The 16,392-nt window shown below is 35.9% G+C and carries 17 protein-coding genes and 1 other RNA gene; 15 read left to right on the top strand and 3 right to left on the bottom strand.

The features are described 5' to 3' along the window. Window positions 1-545: 545 nt before the first annotated feature. Window positions 546-731, bottom strand: a complete 186-nt coding sequence (locus FEZ13_RS01770) for a hypothetical protein (RefSeq protein ID WP_146551230.1) — start codon at window positions 729-731, stop codon at window positions 546-548. Window positions 732-932: 201 nt separating this feature from the next. On the opposite strand from FEZ13_RS01770, the gene ssrS reads away from it, so the two are divergent. From ssrS to FEZ13_RS01815, 9 genes are all read left to right on the top strand, one after another. Next, a non-coding RNA gene (ssrS, locus tag FEZ13_RS01775) (6S RNA) lies at window positions 933-1,114 on the top strand. A 278-nt stretch (window positions 1,115-1,392) separates the two neighbouring features. Continuing rightward, complete coding sequence (locus tag FEZ13_RS01780) at window positions 1,393-2,484, top strand: ABC transporter substrate-binding protein (protein WP_146551231.1); 1,092 nt, start codon at window positions 1,393-1,395, stop codon at window positions 2,482-2,484. Further along, window positions 2,474-3,292 carry an alkaline phosphatase family protein gene (locus tag FEZ13_RS01785; RefSeq protein ID WP_146551232.1) on the top strand — a complete coding sequence of 273 codons (819 nt, stop codon included), beginning with the start codon at window positions 2,474-2,476 and terminating at the stop codon, window positions 3,290-3,292. Before FEZ13_RS01780 ends, FEZ13_RS01785 begins: the two co-directional genes overlap by 11 nt. Window positions 3,293-3,303: 11 nt before the next feature. Further along, window positions 3,304-4,131, top strand: coding sequence for an ABC transporter permease (locus FEZ13_RS01790; RefSeq protein WP_146551233.1), 828 nt, complete (start codon window positions 3,304-3,306; stop codon window positions 4,129-4,131). Continuing rightward, a complete protein-coding gene (locus FEZ13_RS01795; RefSeq protein WP_146551234.1) occupies window positions 4,132-4,974 on the top strand; it encodes an ABC transporter permease in 843 nt (280 codons plus the stop codon). Then, window positions 4,907-5,911 carry an ABC transporter ATP-binding protein gene (locus FEZ13_RS01800; protein ID WP_146551235.1) on the top strand — a complete coding sequence of 335 codons (1,005 nt, stop codon included), beginning with the start codon at window positions 4,907-4,909 and terminating at the stop codon, window positions 5,909-5,911. The genes FEZ13_RS01795 and FEZ13_RS01800 overlap by 68 nt, the downstream gene beginning before the upstream one ends. A 5-nt stretch (window positions 5,912-5,916) precedes the next feature. Then, on the top strand, window positions 5,917-6,672 hold the full coding sequence (locus tag FEZ13_RS01805; protein WP_186725725.1) for a DeoR/GlpR family DNA-binding transcription regulator: 756 nt from the start codon (window positions 5,917-5,919) through the stop codon (window positions 6,670-6,672). After that, window positions 6,673-7,704, top strand: coding sequence for a histidinol phosphate phosphatase domain-containing protein (locus FEZ13_RS01810; RefSeq protein WP_146551237.1), 1,032 nt, complete (start codon window positions 6,673-6,675; stop codon window positions 7,702-7,704). Between the two features lie 227 nt (window positions 7,705-7,931). Next, window positions 7,932-8,693: a tRNA threonylcarbamoyladenosine dehydratase gene (locus FEZ13_RS01815; protein ID WP_146551238.1), complete on the top strand. Its 762-nt coding sequence runs from the start codon at window positions 7,932-7,934 to the stop codon at window positions 8,691-8,693. A gap of 182 nt (window positions 8,694-8,875) precedes the next feature. Here the strand turns inward: FEZ13_RS01815 and FEZ13_RS01820 are convergent, their stop codons facing one another. Beyond that, complete coding sequence (locus tag FEZ13_RS01820; protein ID WP_146551239.1) at window positions 8,876-9,700, bottom strand: uroporphyrinogen-III synthase; 825 nt, start codon at window positions 9,698-9,700, stop codon at window positions 8,876-8,878. Window positions 9,701-10,092: 392 nt separating this feature from the next. Between FEZ13_RS01820 and FEZ13_RS01825 the strand changes: the two genes are divergently transcribed. From FEZ13_RS01825 to FEZ13_RS01840, 4 genes are all read left to right on the top strand, one after another. Next, window positions 10,093-10,407: a PadR family transcriptional regulator gene (locus FEZ13_RS01825; RefSeq protein WP_146551240.1), complete on the top strand. Its 315-nt coding sequence runs from the start codon at window positions 10,093-10,095 to the stop codon at window positions 10,405-10,407. Between the two features lie 2 nt (window positions 10,408-10,409). Continuing rightward, entirely contained in the window at window positions 10,410-10,940 is a 531-nt protein-coding gene (locus FEZ13_RS01830; RefSeq protein ID WP_186725726.1) for a DUF2812 domain-containing protein, read from the top strand. A gap of 214 nt (window positions 10,941-11,154) precedes the next feature. Further along, window positions 11,155-12,054 (top strand): ABC transporter ATP-binding protein, encoded by a 900-nt coding sequence (locus FEZ13_RS01835; RefSeq protein WP_146548200.1) that lies wholly within the window; start codon window positions 11,155-11,157, stop codon window positions 12,052-12,054. Further along, window positions 12,047-13,285, top strand: a complete 1,239-nt coding sequence (locus tag FEZ13_RS01840) for an ABC transporter permease (RefSeq protein ID WP_146551242.1) — start codon at window positions 12,047-12,049, stop codon at window positions 13,283-13,285. The genes FEZ13_RS01835 and FEZ13_RS01840 overlap by 8 nt, the downstream gene beginning before the upstream one ends. A gap of 78 nt (window positions 13,286-13,363) precedes the next feature. Here FEZ13_RS01840 and FEZ13_RS01845 read toward each other — a convergent pair whose 3' ends face one another. Then, window positions 13,364-14,650 (bottom strand): replication-associated recombination protein A, encoded by a 1,287-nt coding sequence (locus FEZ13_RS01845; RefSeq protein ID WP_146551243.1) that lies wholly within the window; start codon window positions 14,648-14,650, stop codon window positions 13,364-13,366. 147 nt (window positions 14,651-14,797) lie between these two features. Between FEZ13_RS01845 and cymR the strand changes: the two genes are divergently transcribed. Then, window positions 14,798-15,217, top strand: a complete 420-nt coding sequence (gene cymR / locus FEZ13_RS01850; protein WP_146548203.1) for a cysteine metabolism transcriptional regulator CymR — start codon at window positions 14,798-14,800, stop codon at window positions 15,215-15,217. Between the two features lie 14 nt (window positions 15,218-15,231). Continuing rightward, window positions 15,232-16,374, top strand: coding sequence for a cysteine desulfurase family protein (locus FEZ13_RS01855; protein ID WP_146551244.1), 1,143 nt, complete (start codon window positions 15,232-15,234; stop codon window positions 16,372-16,374). The last annotated feature ends 18 nt before the right edge of the window (window positions 16,375-16,392 follow it).

Consider the following 16,392-nt stretch of genomic DNA (forward strand, 5'->3'; position numbering starts at 1 on the left):
TTTGGGCGGGCAGGATGTTGGTCATTCAGGTGTTGCCACAGGACAGGACGTGGCGCTTTTAACCTGAGTTCTTCTCTCCATCAGTGGGGGGATGAAGAAAACTCCCACTGATGGAGTTTCACTTACGATGAAATATATTGAATGTGTATCTAATTGGTCTAAAAAGTAATCAACATTAATTCACTATAAAGAATTATAGCATTTGGAAAAATTATACAGAATATTGGAGATAACAGTTCAGCCAATTCATAATTTTTTTGATGGATAGAATGTTTAAGCTGAAGTAGCTTCAACTACTCCGTAAATTGTTTTAGAGATACACATACTAACACTAGTGTTTACTAAAATTAATTTTCAGGGGCTATTCTTCGATTTATATCTATATTAGTAGTTATACCTACTGCATAGATTGAACAGTCACCCAATTACTTGGAGATGTATAAGAAAAAGTATTTGAACTAGGATAAGCTTTTTGTCTTTGAATTACAAATGTATTTTGGAGATATGCTGGACCAGTACTATAAAAGTAAAATCTGATGATATTTTTATTTTATAAAAATTCCATAAATGATTATTCCTAAAATTATTAGAAAAATGATAATGCCGCCAATAGTTGGGCTTCCATATAAAGTACGATTTAAAGAGTCATTCGTATCGATCTTACTTTTTTTCTCTTTCTCCCATTTATCCCTGTCCTTTTTAAATACGTCCATTTTATTTTTGTTACTCATTAAGTCACATCCATTTATGTTATTCATTTTCTTTTCTTATTCTACTTTCTAAATTTATTTTCCTTTATATACTTGGAGAATTTTGATGATAAAAGGTGTTTCTTTATCTATGATGTTCTACCTATTCTCAAAAATTTCCCATTAAATTCTCCATGGTTTATTTTGATTTTTCTGAACCCTTATGTTAGTATTAATTAACAACAAATCCTGATATGTTCGTTGAAACGTAATCAGTCTTGACCGAACATAATATCATTGGGAGTTGTTATTTTGGAACGGCAAACATGCCCGATGGGGACCTTTAAAGTTTCAAATACGACACCCACCTGCAAAGAGTGCGGGTTCAAAACGATTTAAAAAGCAACGGCATAATTGGGATTTGTTACTTTTAGGAGATTTAACTTCCGATTCTTTTAGGATTGGGAGTTTTTTATTTTTCTATGATTCTGCTGGAGTAAGTTTAGTGTTAGGAAACAAAAGAAAAAGAGTGATTCGAACAAAATAAAGCACTTATTAAATTTACAAATTCACTATTAAATTTACAAATTCACAACTTATTTACACATGGTTACATAACCTTAATTTTTGTTTTATTTTTGCTTAACTTTTGAATTGTATATTTTAACTGTATTCAAAACTAAAACAAAAGTGAGGGGTTCGAATGAAGAAAGTTCATAAAAGTTTATTGGCGATATCAATGCTGTCGTTAGGTGTTTTAGCAGCATGTGGGAACGAAGCTGGAACAGGAAATACAGAAGATTTAGGTTCGACAACTCTAGAAGAAATCGAAGAGGAGGCTAAAAAAGAAGGTGAAATTAATTCTGTAGGGATGCCAGATACTTGGGCAAACTGGGTAGAAACTTGGGACGAACTAGAGCAAAAATATAGTCTAAAGCAAACAGATACAGACATGTCGAGTGCAGAGGAAATTGCAAAGTTTGAAGCGGAAAAGAAAGACGCATCAGCCGATATTGGAGATGTTGGGATTGCATATGGTCCCATCGCTGAAGATAAAGATTTGACATTAGCATATAAAACTTCTTATTGGGATGAGATTCCTGATTGGGCGAAAGATGATAATGGTGACTGGATTGTAGGATATACGGGAACAATAGCTTTCTTAGCAGATAAAAATAACGTAGATAAAATACCGACTTCATGGAAGGAACTTCTCAATTCAGATTACAAAGTGGCGGTTGGTGATGCTTTAACTTCTAACCAAGCACAATTTGCTATTTTAGCCGCTGCATATGCAAACGGAGGCGATGAAAAAAACATCGAGCCTGGAATTGAGTATTTTGCTGAGATTGCTAAACAAGGACGTTTAGTTTCAACAGATCCAGATATTGCTAATTTAGAAAAAGGTGAAATGGATATTGCGTTATTATGGGACTTCAATGCACTTGGCAATCGCGATAAAATTGATCCGAACCGCTTCGAAGTAACGATTCCTTCAGATGCATCTGTCGTATCGGGTTATACAACGATTATTAACAAATATGCTAAAAACCCACATGCGGCGATGCTTGCAAGAGAATATATTTTATCTGATGAGGGGCAAGATAATTTAGCAAAAGGATATGCTCGCCCAATTCGTGAAAATGTAAAATTGTCTGATGAAGCAAAAGGAAAATTACTAGATGCTGAACTATATAAACATGCTCGCCCAGTGAAAGACTTTGAAGCGTGGGAAAAGACAACTGCGCAAATTCCTACATTATGGAAAGAGAAGGTCTTAGTTCATGTCAAATAAAGTCATCGTTATTGTTTTAGATGCACTTCGTTTCGATGTTGCGTGTACACATCTAGGGTATATGCAACATTTAGTTGAGCAAAAGAAAGCAGCTCGGTTTAAGGTGAAAGGACAATTGCCAGCCTTGTCTCGCCCAATGTATGAAACGATTTGTACTGGAACACCACCCATCGAGCATGGCATTGTAAACAATTTTATTAGTAGAGCATCTAAAGAAAAGAGTATTTTCCATTTAGCAAAAGAGCACAATTTAGTAACGGCAGCAGCAGCTTACTATTGGTTGAGTGAGTTGTATCAGAGAACACCTTTTCAACATTTTAATGATCGCATCCAGCTCCATACAAAAGGACCAATTGATCATGGAATCTACTATTTTGAGGACCATTATCCAGATTCCCATGTATTTGCAGATGCCCATGCATTATGCAATACGTTTCAACCAGATTTATTGTATATCCATTCCATGAATATTGATGATGATGGACATAAATTTACAGCGAATTCCGTTCAATATCGAAACCGAGTCTTAGCCGCAGATGGTTTATTGGCGTTATCCATTCCATATTGGTTAGAACGGGATTACCAAATTATTGTCACAGCCGATCATGGAATGACGGATGATGGTAATCATGGTGGTAATACGACTGCCGATCGGGAAGTGCCTTTGTATATTATTTCCAACAGTGTAGAAGCAAAGGTTTATGAAGAGGAACTTTGCCAACTACAAATTGCCCCGTTAATTTGTGAATTGTTGCAGATAAACCCTTCAGAGAAAATGCAAGACTTACAAGTACCAGGCATTTATTGAGGAGGGTTTTTATGAAAAAGTGGATGTTTCTATTTTTGTCACCTTTCATTATGCTATTGCTCTTGTTTTTCTTTGTACCGTTAATTTATATGCTGTACAGTAGCCTCCAATCGAACGGTGAATGGAGTTTAAGTCATTACCAATCAATCTTTACAAGTGCATATGTTTTACAGGGCTTTGCGAATAGTATTTGGCTATCTACTGTATCAGCTATTGTTGCATTAATTGTAGCAATCTTTGTATCAGGGTCACTCTACCATTATTCAGAAAAAGTGAGAGAAAGAATTTTAGTTATTATTAATTTAACTTCTAACTTTGCAGGTGTTCCCTTAGCGTTTGCGTTTATCATTTTGTTAGGTAATAGCGGGTTGTTCACATTATTTATTAAATCAATTGGTTGGAATTGGTCTTTCAATTTATATAGTTGGTCTGGTTTATTATTAATTTTTATTTATTTCCAATTACCGCTTGCAATCATGCTTGTGTACCCTTCTTTTTATGCAGTTCAAAAGCATATGAAAGATGCTGCTATGCTATTAGGGGCTTCAAATGGTTACTTTTGGAGAAAAATTGGTTTGCCGATTATATGGCCTGCTTTAGCTGGAACCATCACCATCTTATTTGCAAATGCAATGGGAGCATATGCTTCTGCGTATGCTTTAACAGGTAGTGGCTATAACTTAGCAGCTATTCAAATTGGAGCGTTATTGTCAGGAGATATTTTTGCACAGCCTGAGTTAGCCAGTGCAATTGCTGTTATTTTAGGAGCCATTATGGTCGTGGTGATGTTTTTAAGTGAATGGTTTTCCAAAAAAATGCGGAAGGACGTGCATTTATAAATGAAAATTACACGATATACGTCCTTAGGGGCATTGTTTCTATATTTAGGATTGCCATTGTTGGGAATGGCATTATACTCCTTTTCAACCTCATGGAATAAATCCATCTTACCTGAAGGGCTGACATTGAAATGGGTGATTGGCTTGTTTCAAGATGGGACATTTTTACTTGCTTTCGGTCGTTCCTTGTTGTTAAGTTCAGTGTCAGTGTTGGTCTCCATTATGTTTATAGTGCCGGCGATTTGCGTCATTGTTTTGTATTTACCGAAACAAGAAAAGTGGATTAAATCGATCATCGTTTTAATTTACTCATTTCCGGGTATTATTTTGTCGGTCGGTTTATTGAAGTTTTACTCTGGTTCATTTATGCCATTAATAGTGGTCATTGGAGGAGTATATTGTGTCATTATATTACCTTATTTATACCAAGGAATAAAAAATAGTTTGCTAACGGTAAATGGGAGAACCTTAATGGACACGGCGGAATTATTAGGTGCAAGTAAATGGTATGCATTTCGCAAAATATTATTGCCATCGATTTATCCAGGATTGTTCGTTGCTACGTTGTTAAGTTTTTCAATTTTATTTGGAGAATTCGTATTGATTAATTTAATTGTTGGATCTAAATACGAAACATTACAAATTTACTTAATGGAACAATTGCAGACGAGTGGACATGTAGCGAGTGCGATTTCATTTGTATATGTTGTGTTAATGGCATGCTTGACGTTTATCGTTATGAAATTCTCGGCAAATAAAGGAGTTGTACGAAAAGATGAGCGAAGTAAAGTTACAGTCGATTCAAAAAAGCTATTCAAAGAAAATGGTGCTAAACAACATTAACTTAACGATTAATGATAGCGAGTTTATCACGATTCTTGGACCTAGTGGTTGCGGCAAGAGTACGATATTGCGTTTAATCACAGGATTGGAGAAACCAGATGCTGGTAATATTATTATTGATGGCAAAGTTGTAAATCATAAAGTGCCAAAAGAACGACAAATAGGAATGGTGTTTCAACAATATGCTCTATTTCCAAATCTAAACGTATTAGAAAATATTGCATTTGGACTACGTGTTCAAAAACTAACTGAAACGGAACTTCGCAAACGCGTTTATGACATGATTTCGTTAGTAGGTCTAGAAGATAAAGTGAACCAATATCCTGCCCAACTTTCAGGAGGGCAACAGCAGCGTGTTGCATTAGCGCGATCATTGGTTGTTCGTCCAAAAGTATTATTGTTAGATGAACCATTAAGTGCTCTTGATGCACAAATTCGAAAAAATTTACAAATCCAATTGCGTGACATACAGCAGCAATTAAATACAACGATGGTTTTAGTTACGCATGATCAGGAAGAAGCAATGAACGTATCGGATCGAATTGTTGTGATGAATCAAGGGAGGATAGAGCAGATAGGTACTCCTACTGAAATTTACACGCACCCTCAGTCCACATTTATCGCAAACTTTATTGGCAATTATAATGTTTTATCAAAAGATCAACTATCTATCGTACTAGGTGAACCTGTTTCAATGGATGGCAAGCAATTTGCTATTCGCCCAGAAGTAGTATCTTTCCAACTTAAAGCACACAGTTATAACACAACAGGCGTCGTTTCAGGTATTCGAATGAAAGGTGCAATCGTTCAAATTGAAGTAAACGTCCATGGTGAACAGATTGTAATGGAGCAATTAAATGACCATCAATCTATTCCACAAGTCGGAGCTACCGTTCAATTAGCAATTCCGAAAGATGCTTTGGTAAAAGTAGCATGAAATTAATGAAAGAGAAGCGTCATGAGCAAATTGTTCAATATATTCAACAATATCAAAATGTGACTGTTCGTGAGCTAGCCTTTCAATTGAATTTAACTCCTGAAACGATTCGCAAAGATTTAAAGGAATTAGAAAATTTAAAACGTGTTACACGCTTTCACGGTGGAGCAAAGCAATATGAACCTCCAGCAAAGGAACCAAAATTCATGTTGAAAATGAATACGAATGAAGAGGAAAAGAAACGTATTGCGAAAGTGGCTGCCTCATTAATTGAAAGTGGAGATACGATATACGTAGATGTGGGAACAACGACGGTTCATCTTGCTCAATATATAGTAGGGGATAATATAAAAATCATCACGAATTCATTGGCAGCAACACAAGAGTTTTGTCGAGCCATCGAACGAAAACAATTTACTGGAGAAGTGATCTGTGTAGGTGGACATGTGAACTATGATCAACAGTCTGTTGCAGGGAGTATGACTTTAGAATGGATGAAACACTTTTATGTTCAAAAATCATTTATCTCTTGTGGTGGTATAACAGAGCAGATTGTGTATGATTATGATGTCGATGAAGCAGCAATTTCAACGTATATGGTGTCGCAATGTGATGAAGCCTATTTACTAGTGGATAGCTCAAAAATAAATAAACAATCTTTTTCAGCGATTGGTCCTTTGTATGTATTCAAACAGATTATTTGTTCGGCAAACTGTCCTTGGGAAGAATGGGAGCCGATTTGGAGGAAAGTAGGGAACTAAATGCCAGTAGATTTTCATTTTCATCTTGAAGAGGGTCCGTATAATGCGAAATGGCTAGAAAAGACCATGCATTCATTGGTAATAATGACAGATAATTTTCAATTAGATAGCAAAAAAGTTAGCATGGAACGCGGAATCCAACTGCTACAACTCAGAATGACTGAAGGAGCATACAGTGAGTTTTGGTTTGACCTATACTTAAAACGTGCGAAACAGCTTGGCTTAAAACAAGTAGGTGTTGTGGATCATTTATACCGTTTTAAAGAAACAAGAAACTATTTTTTAGAACATCTAGATGTAAATGAATCTTCGGAATTAGGACAAGTTCAAAAGAATTGGCTCGACCAGGTCATGACGGAAAACATGGAGGCATTTGTTGCTTTTGTTGAATCTCAAAAAAAGAAATGGAAACAACACGGTATAGAACTAAAATTAGGTATTGAATGTGACTATTTTGAAGGTGGGGAGCAAGAGCTTCAATCATGGATTTCAAAAAATGATTGGGATTTTGTAATTGGTTCTATTCATTATGTTGATGGGTGGGGTTTCGACAATCCCAAGTTACAGCGACGCTTCGAACTATACGATTTGAAAGAACTATATACACGATTTTTTCAATCAGTAATAGCTATGATCAAAAGTAATTTATTCGATTTTGTGGCACATCTGGATAATCTCAAGGTTTTTAATTACCAAATAGATGATGAAGAATTTATGCATGAATGGTATTTAAAAATAGCAAATGCGTTAAAAGAGCACAATCTTGCAACTGAAATCAATGCTGGATTAAAATACCGCTATCCAGTTAAAGAGGAATGTCCGAGTCCAACTTTTTTACACTATTTAGTAGATAGCAATGTACCAATCACATTAAGCTCAGATGCTCATTTTCCTCAAGATTTAGGGATGTATGTAAACGAATCGGCAGAACAGTTGAAGCAGTTAGGAGTCCACCGTGTTGCGACTTTTACGAAAAGACAAAGGACAATGTTTGTAATTAAAGAGTCATTATGTGAAAAGCTTGATTTGTGATGAGGAAATTCATTATACGTTGATTAATGTAAAAGAAAGTTCATATGTGCAAAATAGCCAACTATCCGAAAAATTTTAGATAGTTGGCTATTATACTTCGGGCTTACGTTGAAAAGGTACTTTTTAAAAACTTTACTTGCATTCCTCTATACTTTAGGTTTATATTTTTGATGGAGCAATTATCTAAGTAATAGAATGGGATTACTTTATTAATAGGAGAGACGTTCATGTTACATCAATTTTCAAGAAATGAACTGGCAATAGGACAAGAAGGTTTAGATGAACTTAAAAAAACGACAGTCGCTATTTTAGGTATTGGAGGCGTTGGCTCTTTCGCTGCTGAAGCATGTGCTAGAAGTGGAGTGGGGCGAATTATTTTAGTCGATAAGGATGAAGTAGATATTACTAATATCAATCGTCAATTAGTGGCTTATCTCTCTACCATTGGCAAATCCAAATCAGCAGTAATGAAAGAAAGAATTGCGGATATTAACCCACAATGTGAAGTCATCGATCTGCATATGTTTTATACAGAAGAAACATATGAAAAATTCTTTAGCTATGGTATAGACTATGTCATTGATGCTTCTGATACAGTAAAATATAAAATTCACATTATTAAAGAATGCTTGAAACGTAATATTAAAGTGATTTCTAGTATGGGGGCTGCTAACAAAACAGATCCAACTCGTTTTAGAATTGCGGATATTTCAAAAACACATACAGATCCACTTGCCAAAGTAATTCGTCTAAAATTACGCAAAGAAGGTATTAAAAAGGGCGTCCCTGTTATTTTTTCTGATGAAAGTCCAGTTGTCATTCGGGAGGACGTTGCACAAACAGTAGGGAAGCCAGATGCAGCGATCAGAAAGGCAAAGATGCCGCCATCTTCCAATGCATTTACACCTTCTACAGTTGGATTATTTGCTGCAAGTTGGGTGATTAATGATATCTTAAAAGACGTTCATATTCAACATATCCAAGGTTAGAAGGAACTGTCGGAAAAATAGAAAGGTACAATTTAGTATGAAATCTAAATTGTACCTTTTGCTTTTTCAATGATTGATGATTGCTCCAAGTAGTTCCTTTTTTGATCAATGAATGGCACTTTCTTTCGCTAAATGGATATCAAGAGAGAGTACCTGCCTTTCTAAACTGATTTCTTCGCTTTTTATTCACTTAAGACATTTTCAAGTTGATCATAATATTGGGCAAGTTTTACTAAGGCGCTGCCCATTCGTTCGTTTTCTGGTATAACAATTCGTTGGACACCTTGTTCTTTTAAAGCTTGTCCTGTTACTTTTCCAACGGATAATGCCACTGCATTTGTTTCAAAAGCTTGAAGTAGTTTCGCTTTTTTTCCTTTTTCTTCTGCATAAGCAAAAAGGTAACGAACTTGAGGGGTACTTGTAAAACTTACAGCATCAACTTCTTGTTCGAGTATCTCAGCTAATAATTTTTCTAAAATCGCCGTTTCAGGTTGGATATGTTGATAAGGAAGGATTTCATGGAATTCGGCTTGCTGCTGCTCTAACCAATTGACCAGATTGGGTGCTGGATCTCCATGAAGTTGCAATGCGATATGTAAATCTTTTAAATCAAAGCGTTTTAAGTCTCTTATTAAGCCAACCGTGCTTCCATCATCATCTCTTGCAATCGGAGTAAGGCTGTACTTTTTTAATGTATTCACAGTTTTATAGCCTCTTGCCGCAATATTTGTATTTTTTAAAGCGACTAGAAAATCATCTTTTTTTCCTAGTTCATCCGCGATTTTAATGAGTGTTTCCGTACCAACTCCTGTTGTCAAGATGATCCAATCAAAATAACCTTTTAAGATATTCAATATTTCAGTTTTTACATTTTCATCATTTAAAAAAATGGTTCCTTGAGAAGGGCGCAATATGGGTGTACCGCCAAGATTTTGGACGATTGTACTTTGCTCTTCTGCTTTTCGAGCGCCTAAAAGTGCAATTCGCTTTCCTTCTAATTTTGTCAATACATTCATCTCCAATATGATTACTTTATATTATTATTTTAACAGAAATTTCGTTGCATTTATATAGTGTTCATGTTGGGGATTGGAAATTCTTTGTCTTCATCAACGGCGGTTTTTATGATGAAAGCGAAGCGACAAAAAGAAGCCGTTTTTGTGTTGAAAAAAAAGATGTCAGCTATAGAAGAGATTCTTTGGATAGGAATGTAATGGAGGACATCCTAATGCACATTAGTGAAAGTACCTTTGAACCTAAATCTCAAACTCTGAATACCATTTACACAAAATATAATTAGGTATTATTTCCATTTATGGTTGACTGAATATATCGAGTGCTGATATATTTAATATATCGACATACGATATATCATATGCCAATGTATGGAGGGATTTTCATGTCAGATGAGTATGCTCCTTTAACGGAAGGCGTGTATTATATTTTACTGGCACTTTATGAGCCGCGTCACGGATATGGCATTATGCAGTTTGCAGATGACATGAGTCGTGGACGTGTTAGGTTAGGAGCAGGAACCATATATGGTGCCATTAAATCGTTGCAAAAGAAAAAATGGATTGTTCCATATGATGAAGATGGGCGAAAAAAGGAATATATTATTACTGATTTAGGCAAAGAAATAGTAAAAAAAGAAGTTGAACGTTTAAAAGAGCTTTATAAGAATGGACAACATTTATTAAGTCAGGAGGAATGATGATGAAGAGATATTTTCGGGGCTTTATCGATTATGAAAAAGAAGAAAAATGGATTAATGAACAAAGCCAAAAAGGACGTCAGCTAAAGAAAGTTTTCCCATTTTATTATGGCTTTGAGGAAGGTGACTCAGAAAAGTATACTTATCGCATTGTATTATTACCAAAAGATCGCCAAGACTATTTAGATTTTTTAGAATCAGCAGGCGTGGAAATTGTCTGTATTTTTAACAAATGGGTATATGTTCGTAGAAAATCGACTGAGGAAACGTTTGAATTGTATACAAATTATGCTTCCAAAATCATTTATTATAAACAAATCTCTCACTTCTATTTCTACGTATTGATTTTCAATTTAGTTGCTGGAATATTGAATTTATTTCTATTTTTTATGGGAGAGGGAGAAAAAAGTGACGTAAATGCGTTGAGTAGTTTATTCAATTTCTTGGTTGTTATTCTTTTATTTTTCACTTTTAAAAAGATACATAGAAAAAAGAAAATTTTACAACAGGATCATGGAATATTTGCTGATTAAGGCGATTATATATCAGATGTGTTGATTAGAAAAAATAAGGAGAAGCATAAGACAGATGTTCTTTCATTATTTTATTGCTCTTTACTAGAGTTTTGAAGTTGATGTCTTCCTGTTCATTCCTAAGATAAATAAAATTAGTAAAAAGTGAATACATTTTGAATGTTGAGACGTATATGTAATAGGTTTGGAAATTTTCGATAAAAGGAGAAGGAGAATGACGCTAGTAATAGATCAAGTTACAAAAAGATATCAAGATTTCACAGCGGTAGATCAGCTATCTTTTACCATTAAAAAGGGAGAGATATTTGGTTTAATCGGTCAAAACGGAGCTGGTAAAACAACAACGTTTCGAATGATTCTAGATTTGCAGGAGACAACAGAAGGGGATATTACCTGGAACGAACAACCGATGAACAAAGTCAATCGAGATATACTTGGTTATCTGCCGGAAGAAAGAGGAATCTTCCCCACTATGGCGGTAGAAGAACAACTATATTTCTTTGGCATTTTACGTGGATGGACAAAAAAAGATTTGAAAAAAGAAGTAGATTACTGGATCAAGAGATTTGATTTAGAAGATAAACGGAAAGCAAAAGCTGAGACCCTTTCTAAAGGAAATCAGCAAAAAGTGCAATTGATCGCAAGTTTTATCCATCAGCCAGAGTTTCTCATACTAGATGAACCGTTTAGTGGTCTCGATCCGGTGAATCGACAATTATTAATGAATGCTATTTTATTTTTAAAGGAAAAAGGAACGACCATCCTTTTTTCAAGTCATCAAATGGATAATGTAGAGGAACTTTGCGATCATCTATGTGTGCTAAAAAAAGGTGCATCCTTGTTCACGGGTAGTTTACTAGATTTAAAGGAGCAGTATGGAAAGATCAAGTTAAGCATTCGATCTGAGCTAGAAGAATCACAGTTGAATGCACTGCCTGGTGTCAAAAGAGTAAAGAAAACGAAGGATGGATACACGTTACTATTAGAAAATGAGCTATATGGGGAACAACTTTTTCAAATACTTGGAAAAGGTAAATATATGGAGAAGTTTAGTATGGATTATTTATCGTTAGATGAAATCTTCAAAGATTTGGTAGGTGGAGAACATGTCTAAATTTTGGTTATTAGCAACACAACTGTATAAACAAAAGATTAGATCGAAGTCCTTTATTTTTTCTACATTACTTTATGTAGCAATTGTTAGTGGGATTATGTTTTGGTCTAATATTAAAGCGGCTATATTTTCGGAAGAACCCCTTAAAATTGCGATGGTCAATGATACGAAGCAGGATTTTAAAGAAGTGTTTCAATCTGATGAAGATGTGAAATTTTCATTTCCTACTGAAGATCAGGCAACGATTGAAAAACAGATAAAAGCTGAAAAACTAGACGCAGCTGTTTTTCTGACGGAAAAAGATGGTCGATTAAATGCTGAGATTGTAACCTATACACCACTTGAATTCAATGACCAAACAAAATTATCATCAATGATACAATATGCTGGGAAAATATATGCTGTACAGCAGCTGCATTTAACAACTGAACAAGCAGCTCAAATTATTGAATCGCAAACGCCTATTCATATGAAAAATCTAGATATGCAAAAGCAAGATGGTAAAAGTGAAGATGAAAAAGCTGCGGGTATTGGAGCCTCTATTTTAGTTGGTTCAATTGTGTATTCGATCGTTATTTCATTTTTATCCATTATTACGACAGATGTCGCTTCTGAGAAAGGCTCGCGTGTATTAGAGGTGTTACTCGCAAGCGTTAAACCTTCTACTCATTTTTTGGCAAAAATTACAGGAACTTATTTACTGGCTTTTTCGCAAGTAGCCTTATTATTAGTTATACAAATTTTGTTATTGTTAACGGTTGATGATGGTTCAAAATGGAAGAAAATTGCAGGCATTATTGAAAATTTGTCCGTCAGTTATGTAGTGTATACACTTGCTTATCTCATCTTATCTATTTTCTTGTTCTTAATTGTTGGTGCTCTTTTTGGTTCACTCGTATCCAAAGTGGAAGAGGCTGGTCAGACAATGATGCCGGTCATGTTCATGGGCATCGCTGGTTTTTATGTATTGATGTCAGGCTTATATAGTCCAGATACACTACTTGTGAAAATATTTTCATTTATTCCTTTTACGACAGTGATGGTTATGCCGCTCCGAATAGGCGCAACAGATTTATCACCTATAGAACCACTGATTGCCCTGCTCATATTAATCGCTACGGTTGTGGTATTGTTTTATGTTAGTCTTTCATTCTACAAACGAAGCGTATTGACATATAGTTCTGGTGGAATTATTCAAAAAATTAAAACCGTATTGAAAGTCACTACATAATCTTATCATTTCACAATATAAAGTGGCGATAACAAAAGACAAGTAGTATTTTAGTTACTTGTCTTTTGTGTTTTTTTATTATTTTTTCTTTTTCAAGCTATTCAAATGATCATAGATTCCTGCCATTCGTTTTTCCTGTCCGGCAATGACAGGATGGTAGAATTCAACTCCTTCTAGTTCATCTGGCAAATATTGCTGATCTACCCAACCGCCAAATGTACCTATAGGTGTATCATGCGGATATCGATAGCCTTCGACTCCAAGCACTTTTGCACCGGCATAATGTGCATCATGCAAATGCATAGGAATCTCTCCTGTTTTGCCAGCATGAATTGTTGCGATTGCTGTATCGATTGCAGTAATGGCTGAGTTTGACTTTTCGGCAAGACACATTTCAATGACCGCATGGGCTAGAGGAATTCGGGCTTCTGGCATTCCTAGCCTTTCAGCTGATTGGACAGCTGCCAGTACATGTGAGCCAACTTCTGGCGCGGCGAGTCCAACATCTTCATAGCTCATCACAAGCAATCTACGGCTTACTGCGACTAAATCTCCATTTTCCAAGCAATTAGCTAAATAGTAAATGGCCGCATTGACATCGCTGCCGCGAACAGATTTTTGTAATGCAGACAATAGATTATAAAAATGGCTGCCTTTTTTATCACCATACACACCAATGCGTTCTGCTAGATTTTTCACGATGGAATCTTGTACAATTGTTTCATCATTTTCTTCATCTGAAGAGTAATAGACCGATTCCAATAGTGTTAGTGCTTTTCGTGCATCCCCATGAGCAGCTTGTACGATCATAGCACGTTGGTCATCGGTCATTCGAATTTTGTAGCGTCCTAGTCCACGTTCTTTATCTTTTAAGGCACGAAGAATAAGTGTGTTTATATCATCGTCTGTTAGTCGTTTGAGTTGTTTGATTTCGCCACAACGAGAGCGGATAGCGGGATTGACATCATGAAATGGATTTTCAGTTGTAGCCCCGATTAACACGATAGAGCCATTTTCAACATGAGGAAGCAATGTATCTTGTTGTAATTTGTTAAATCGATGAATTTCATCTAAAAACAAAATGACTTGTCCAGATAATTTGGCTTCCTCTACAACGTTTTCTACATCTTTTTTTCCTGCACGTGTGGCATTCAAAGCAAAAAAGGGTAGTTTGGATGAGCCGGCGATTGCAAAGGCAATAGACGTTTTACCGATTCCTGGCTTTCCATAGAGTAATATAGATGGCACATGACCGTTTTGAATCATTTTATAAAGAGTCGTATTTTGTCCGATTATTTCTTGGTGACCGACCACCTCATCAAGATTACGTGGTCGCATACGAAATGCGAGTGGTTCGTTTGGCATGTGGGCACCTCTTTCTTTCAAAATAATAGTTGTCATTAAACATTTTTCGATAACTCGTAACAATAATCATAAATCATTCCTGAGTAGAATGAAAAGAAATATGCTATACTTTAATCTAGACAAATAGCTTATTTTAGAGGTGTATATATGAAAATATCAACAAAAGGGCGTTATGGCCTAACAATTATGATTGAATTAGCAAAAGAATATGGTCAGGGACCTATTCCACTTAGACAGATCGCTTCAGACAACAACTTATCGGAAGCATACTTAGAACAGCTTGTTTCTCCATTACGAAACTCTGGTCTTGTTAAGAGTGTTCGCGGTGCATACGGTGGTTATATGTTGTCAAAAGCACCACATTTAATTTCATCAGCTGATGTGATTAAAGTGTTAGAAGGACCGATTCAACCTGTAGAAGGAATTGAAGAAGAGGCTCCACCACAACGAGAGTTATGGCTACGAGTTCGCGATGCAGTAAAAGAAGTGCTTGAAACAACGACACTTGATGATTTAGCGACTTATACAGAAGAACAAAATGATGATGGTTATATGTTTTACATTTAAAAGGAGTTTTTACCATGAAAGAAATATATCTTGACCATGCTGCCACTTCTCCTATGCATCCAGCAGTCATTGAGAAGATGGCAGAAACGATGAGTACTGTCTTTGGCAATCCCTCCAGTATTCATGGTATTGGTCGCTATGCTCGAAAATATTTGGACGAAGCAAGAGCAGTATTAGCAAACGCTATTGGTGCAAAGGAACACGAAATCATTTTAACAAGTGGTGGTAGTGAAGCAGATAACTTAGCGATTATCGGTACTGCACATGCTAGACGCAATGAGGGCCGTCATATTATTACAACCCAAATCGAGCATCATGCAGTGCTTCATACTTGCCAACAACTTGAAAAAGAAGGCTTTGAAGTGACTTATCTTCCTGTCAATGAAAAAGGGATGATTTCACTTGAAGACGTAAAAAAAGCTCTTCGTGACGATACCATTTTAGTAACCGTTATGTTTGGTAATAACGAAGTCGGCACACTACAACCAATTAAGGAAATTGGGGCACTATTAAAAAATCATCAAGCAAGTTTCCATACAGACGCAGTTCAAGCTTTTGGTATCCAAAAGCTTGATGTCGATGAACTTCAAGTAGATCTACTATCTGTTTCATCACATAAACTAAACGGTCCAAAAGGTTTGGGCTTCCTATATCAGCGCGATCATACGAAACTTCAACCCATTATTTTGGGTGGTGAGCAAGAGCGTAAACGTCGTGCAGGCACTGAGAATGTACCAGCAGTTGTTGGCTTTGCAGAGGCTACTAAAATTGCCCAAGCAAGTTTTGCAGAAAAACAACAACAATTTAAAAATTTCCGCGAAATATTCTTGGAAAAGTTAGATCAAGCGGGCATCTCCTATCATGTAAATGGTGATGAAGCCCACTATTTACCACATGTTTTAAACATTAGTTTTACAGGAATGGACGTTGAATCTTTCCTAGTCAATTTAGATATGGCGGGAGTAGCTGCGTCAAGTGGATCTGCGTGCACGGCCGGTTCTATTGATCCATCACATGTATTAGTTGCTATGTATGGAAAAGATGCGGATGAACTGCATAACTCTATTCGTTTTAGTTTTGGCTATGGTTTGACAACAGAGGATGTTCAAACAGCTGCAGACAAAACAATTGATATCGTAAAACGCTTAGTGAAATAACAGAAAAAAGGTGAACAA

The sequence above is a fragment of the Rummeliibacillus sp. SL167 genome (assembly GCF_007896505.1).
Taxonomy (GTDB): Bacteria; Bacillota; Bacilli; order Bacillales_A; family Planococcaceae; genus Rummeliibacillus; species Rummeliibacillus suwonensis.

Excerpts from the sequence above, each read along its gene's own strand:
- FEZ13_RS01855 (WP_146551244.1), top strand. The coding sequence starts at position 15,232 with ATGAAAGAAATATATCTTGACCATGCTGCCACTTCTCCTATGCATCCA.
- FEZ13_RS01800 (WP_146551235.1), top strand. The coding sequence starts at position 4,907 with ATGAGCGAAGTAAAGTTACAGTCGATTCAAAAAAGCTATTCAAAGAAA.
- FEZ13_RS01840 (WP_146551242.1), top strand. The coding sequence starts at position 12,047 with ATGTCTAAATTTTGGTTATTAGCAACACAACTGTATAAACAAAAGATT.
- FEZ13_RS01780 (WP_146551231.1), top strand. The coding sequence starts at position 1,393 with ATGAAGAAAGTTCATAAAAGTTTATTGGCGATATCAATGCTGTCGTTA.
- FEZ13_RS01845 (WP_146551243.1), bottom strand. The coding sequence starts at position 14,650 with ATGCCAAACGAACCACTCGCATTTCGTATGCGACCACGTAATCTTGAT.
- FEZ13_RS01815 (WP_146551238.1), top strand. The coding sequence starts at position 7,932 with ATGTTACATCAATTTTCAAGAAATGAACTGGCAATAGGACAAGAAGGT.
- FEZ13_RS01785 (WP_146551232.1), top strand. The coding sequence starts at position 2,474 with ATGTCAAATAAAGTCATCGTTATTGTTTTAGATGCACTTCGTTTCGAT.
- FEZ13_RS01830 (WP_186725726.1), top strand. The coding sequence starts at position 10,410 with ATGAAGAGATATTTTCGGGGCTTTATCGATTATGAAAAAGAAGAAAAA.
- FEZ13_RS01790 (WP_146551233.1), top strand. The coding sequence starts at position 3,304 with ATGAAAAAGTGGATGTTTCTATTTTTGTCACCTTTCATTATGCTATTG.
- FEZ13_RS01805 (WP_186725725.1), top strand. The coding sequence starts at position 5,917 with ATGAAAGAGAAGCGTCATGAGCAAATTGTTCAATATATTCAACAATAT.
- cymR (WP_146548203.1), top strand. The coding sequence starts at position 14,798 with ATGAAAATATCAACAAAAGGGCGTTATGGCCTAACAATTATGATTGAA.
- FEZ13_RS01825 (WP_146551240.1), top strand. The coding sequence starts at position 10,093 with ATGTCAGATGAGTATGCTCCTTTAACGGAAGGCGTGTATTATATTTTA.
- FEZ13_RS01810 (WP_146551237.1), top strand. The coding sequence starts at position 6,673 with ATGCCAGTAGATTTTCATTTTCATCTTGAAGAGGGTCCGTATAATGCG.
- FEZ13_RS01795 (WP_146551234.1), top strand. The coding sequence starts at position 4,132 with ATGAAAATTACACGATATACGTCCTTAGGGGCATTGTTTCTATATTTA.
- FEZ13_RS01835 (WP_146548200.1), top strand. The coding sequence starts at position 11,155 with ATGACGCTAGTAATAGATCAAGTTACAAAAAGATATCAAGATTTCACA.
- FEZ13_RS01770 (WP_146551230.1), bottom strand. The coding sequence starts at position 731 with ATGAGTAACAAAAATAAAATGGACGTATTTAAAAAGGACAGGGATAAA.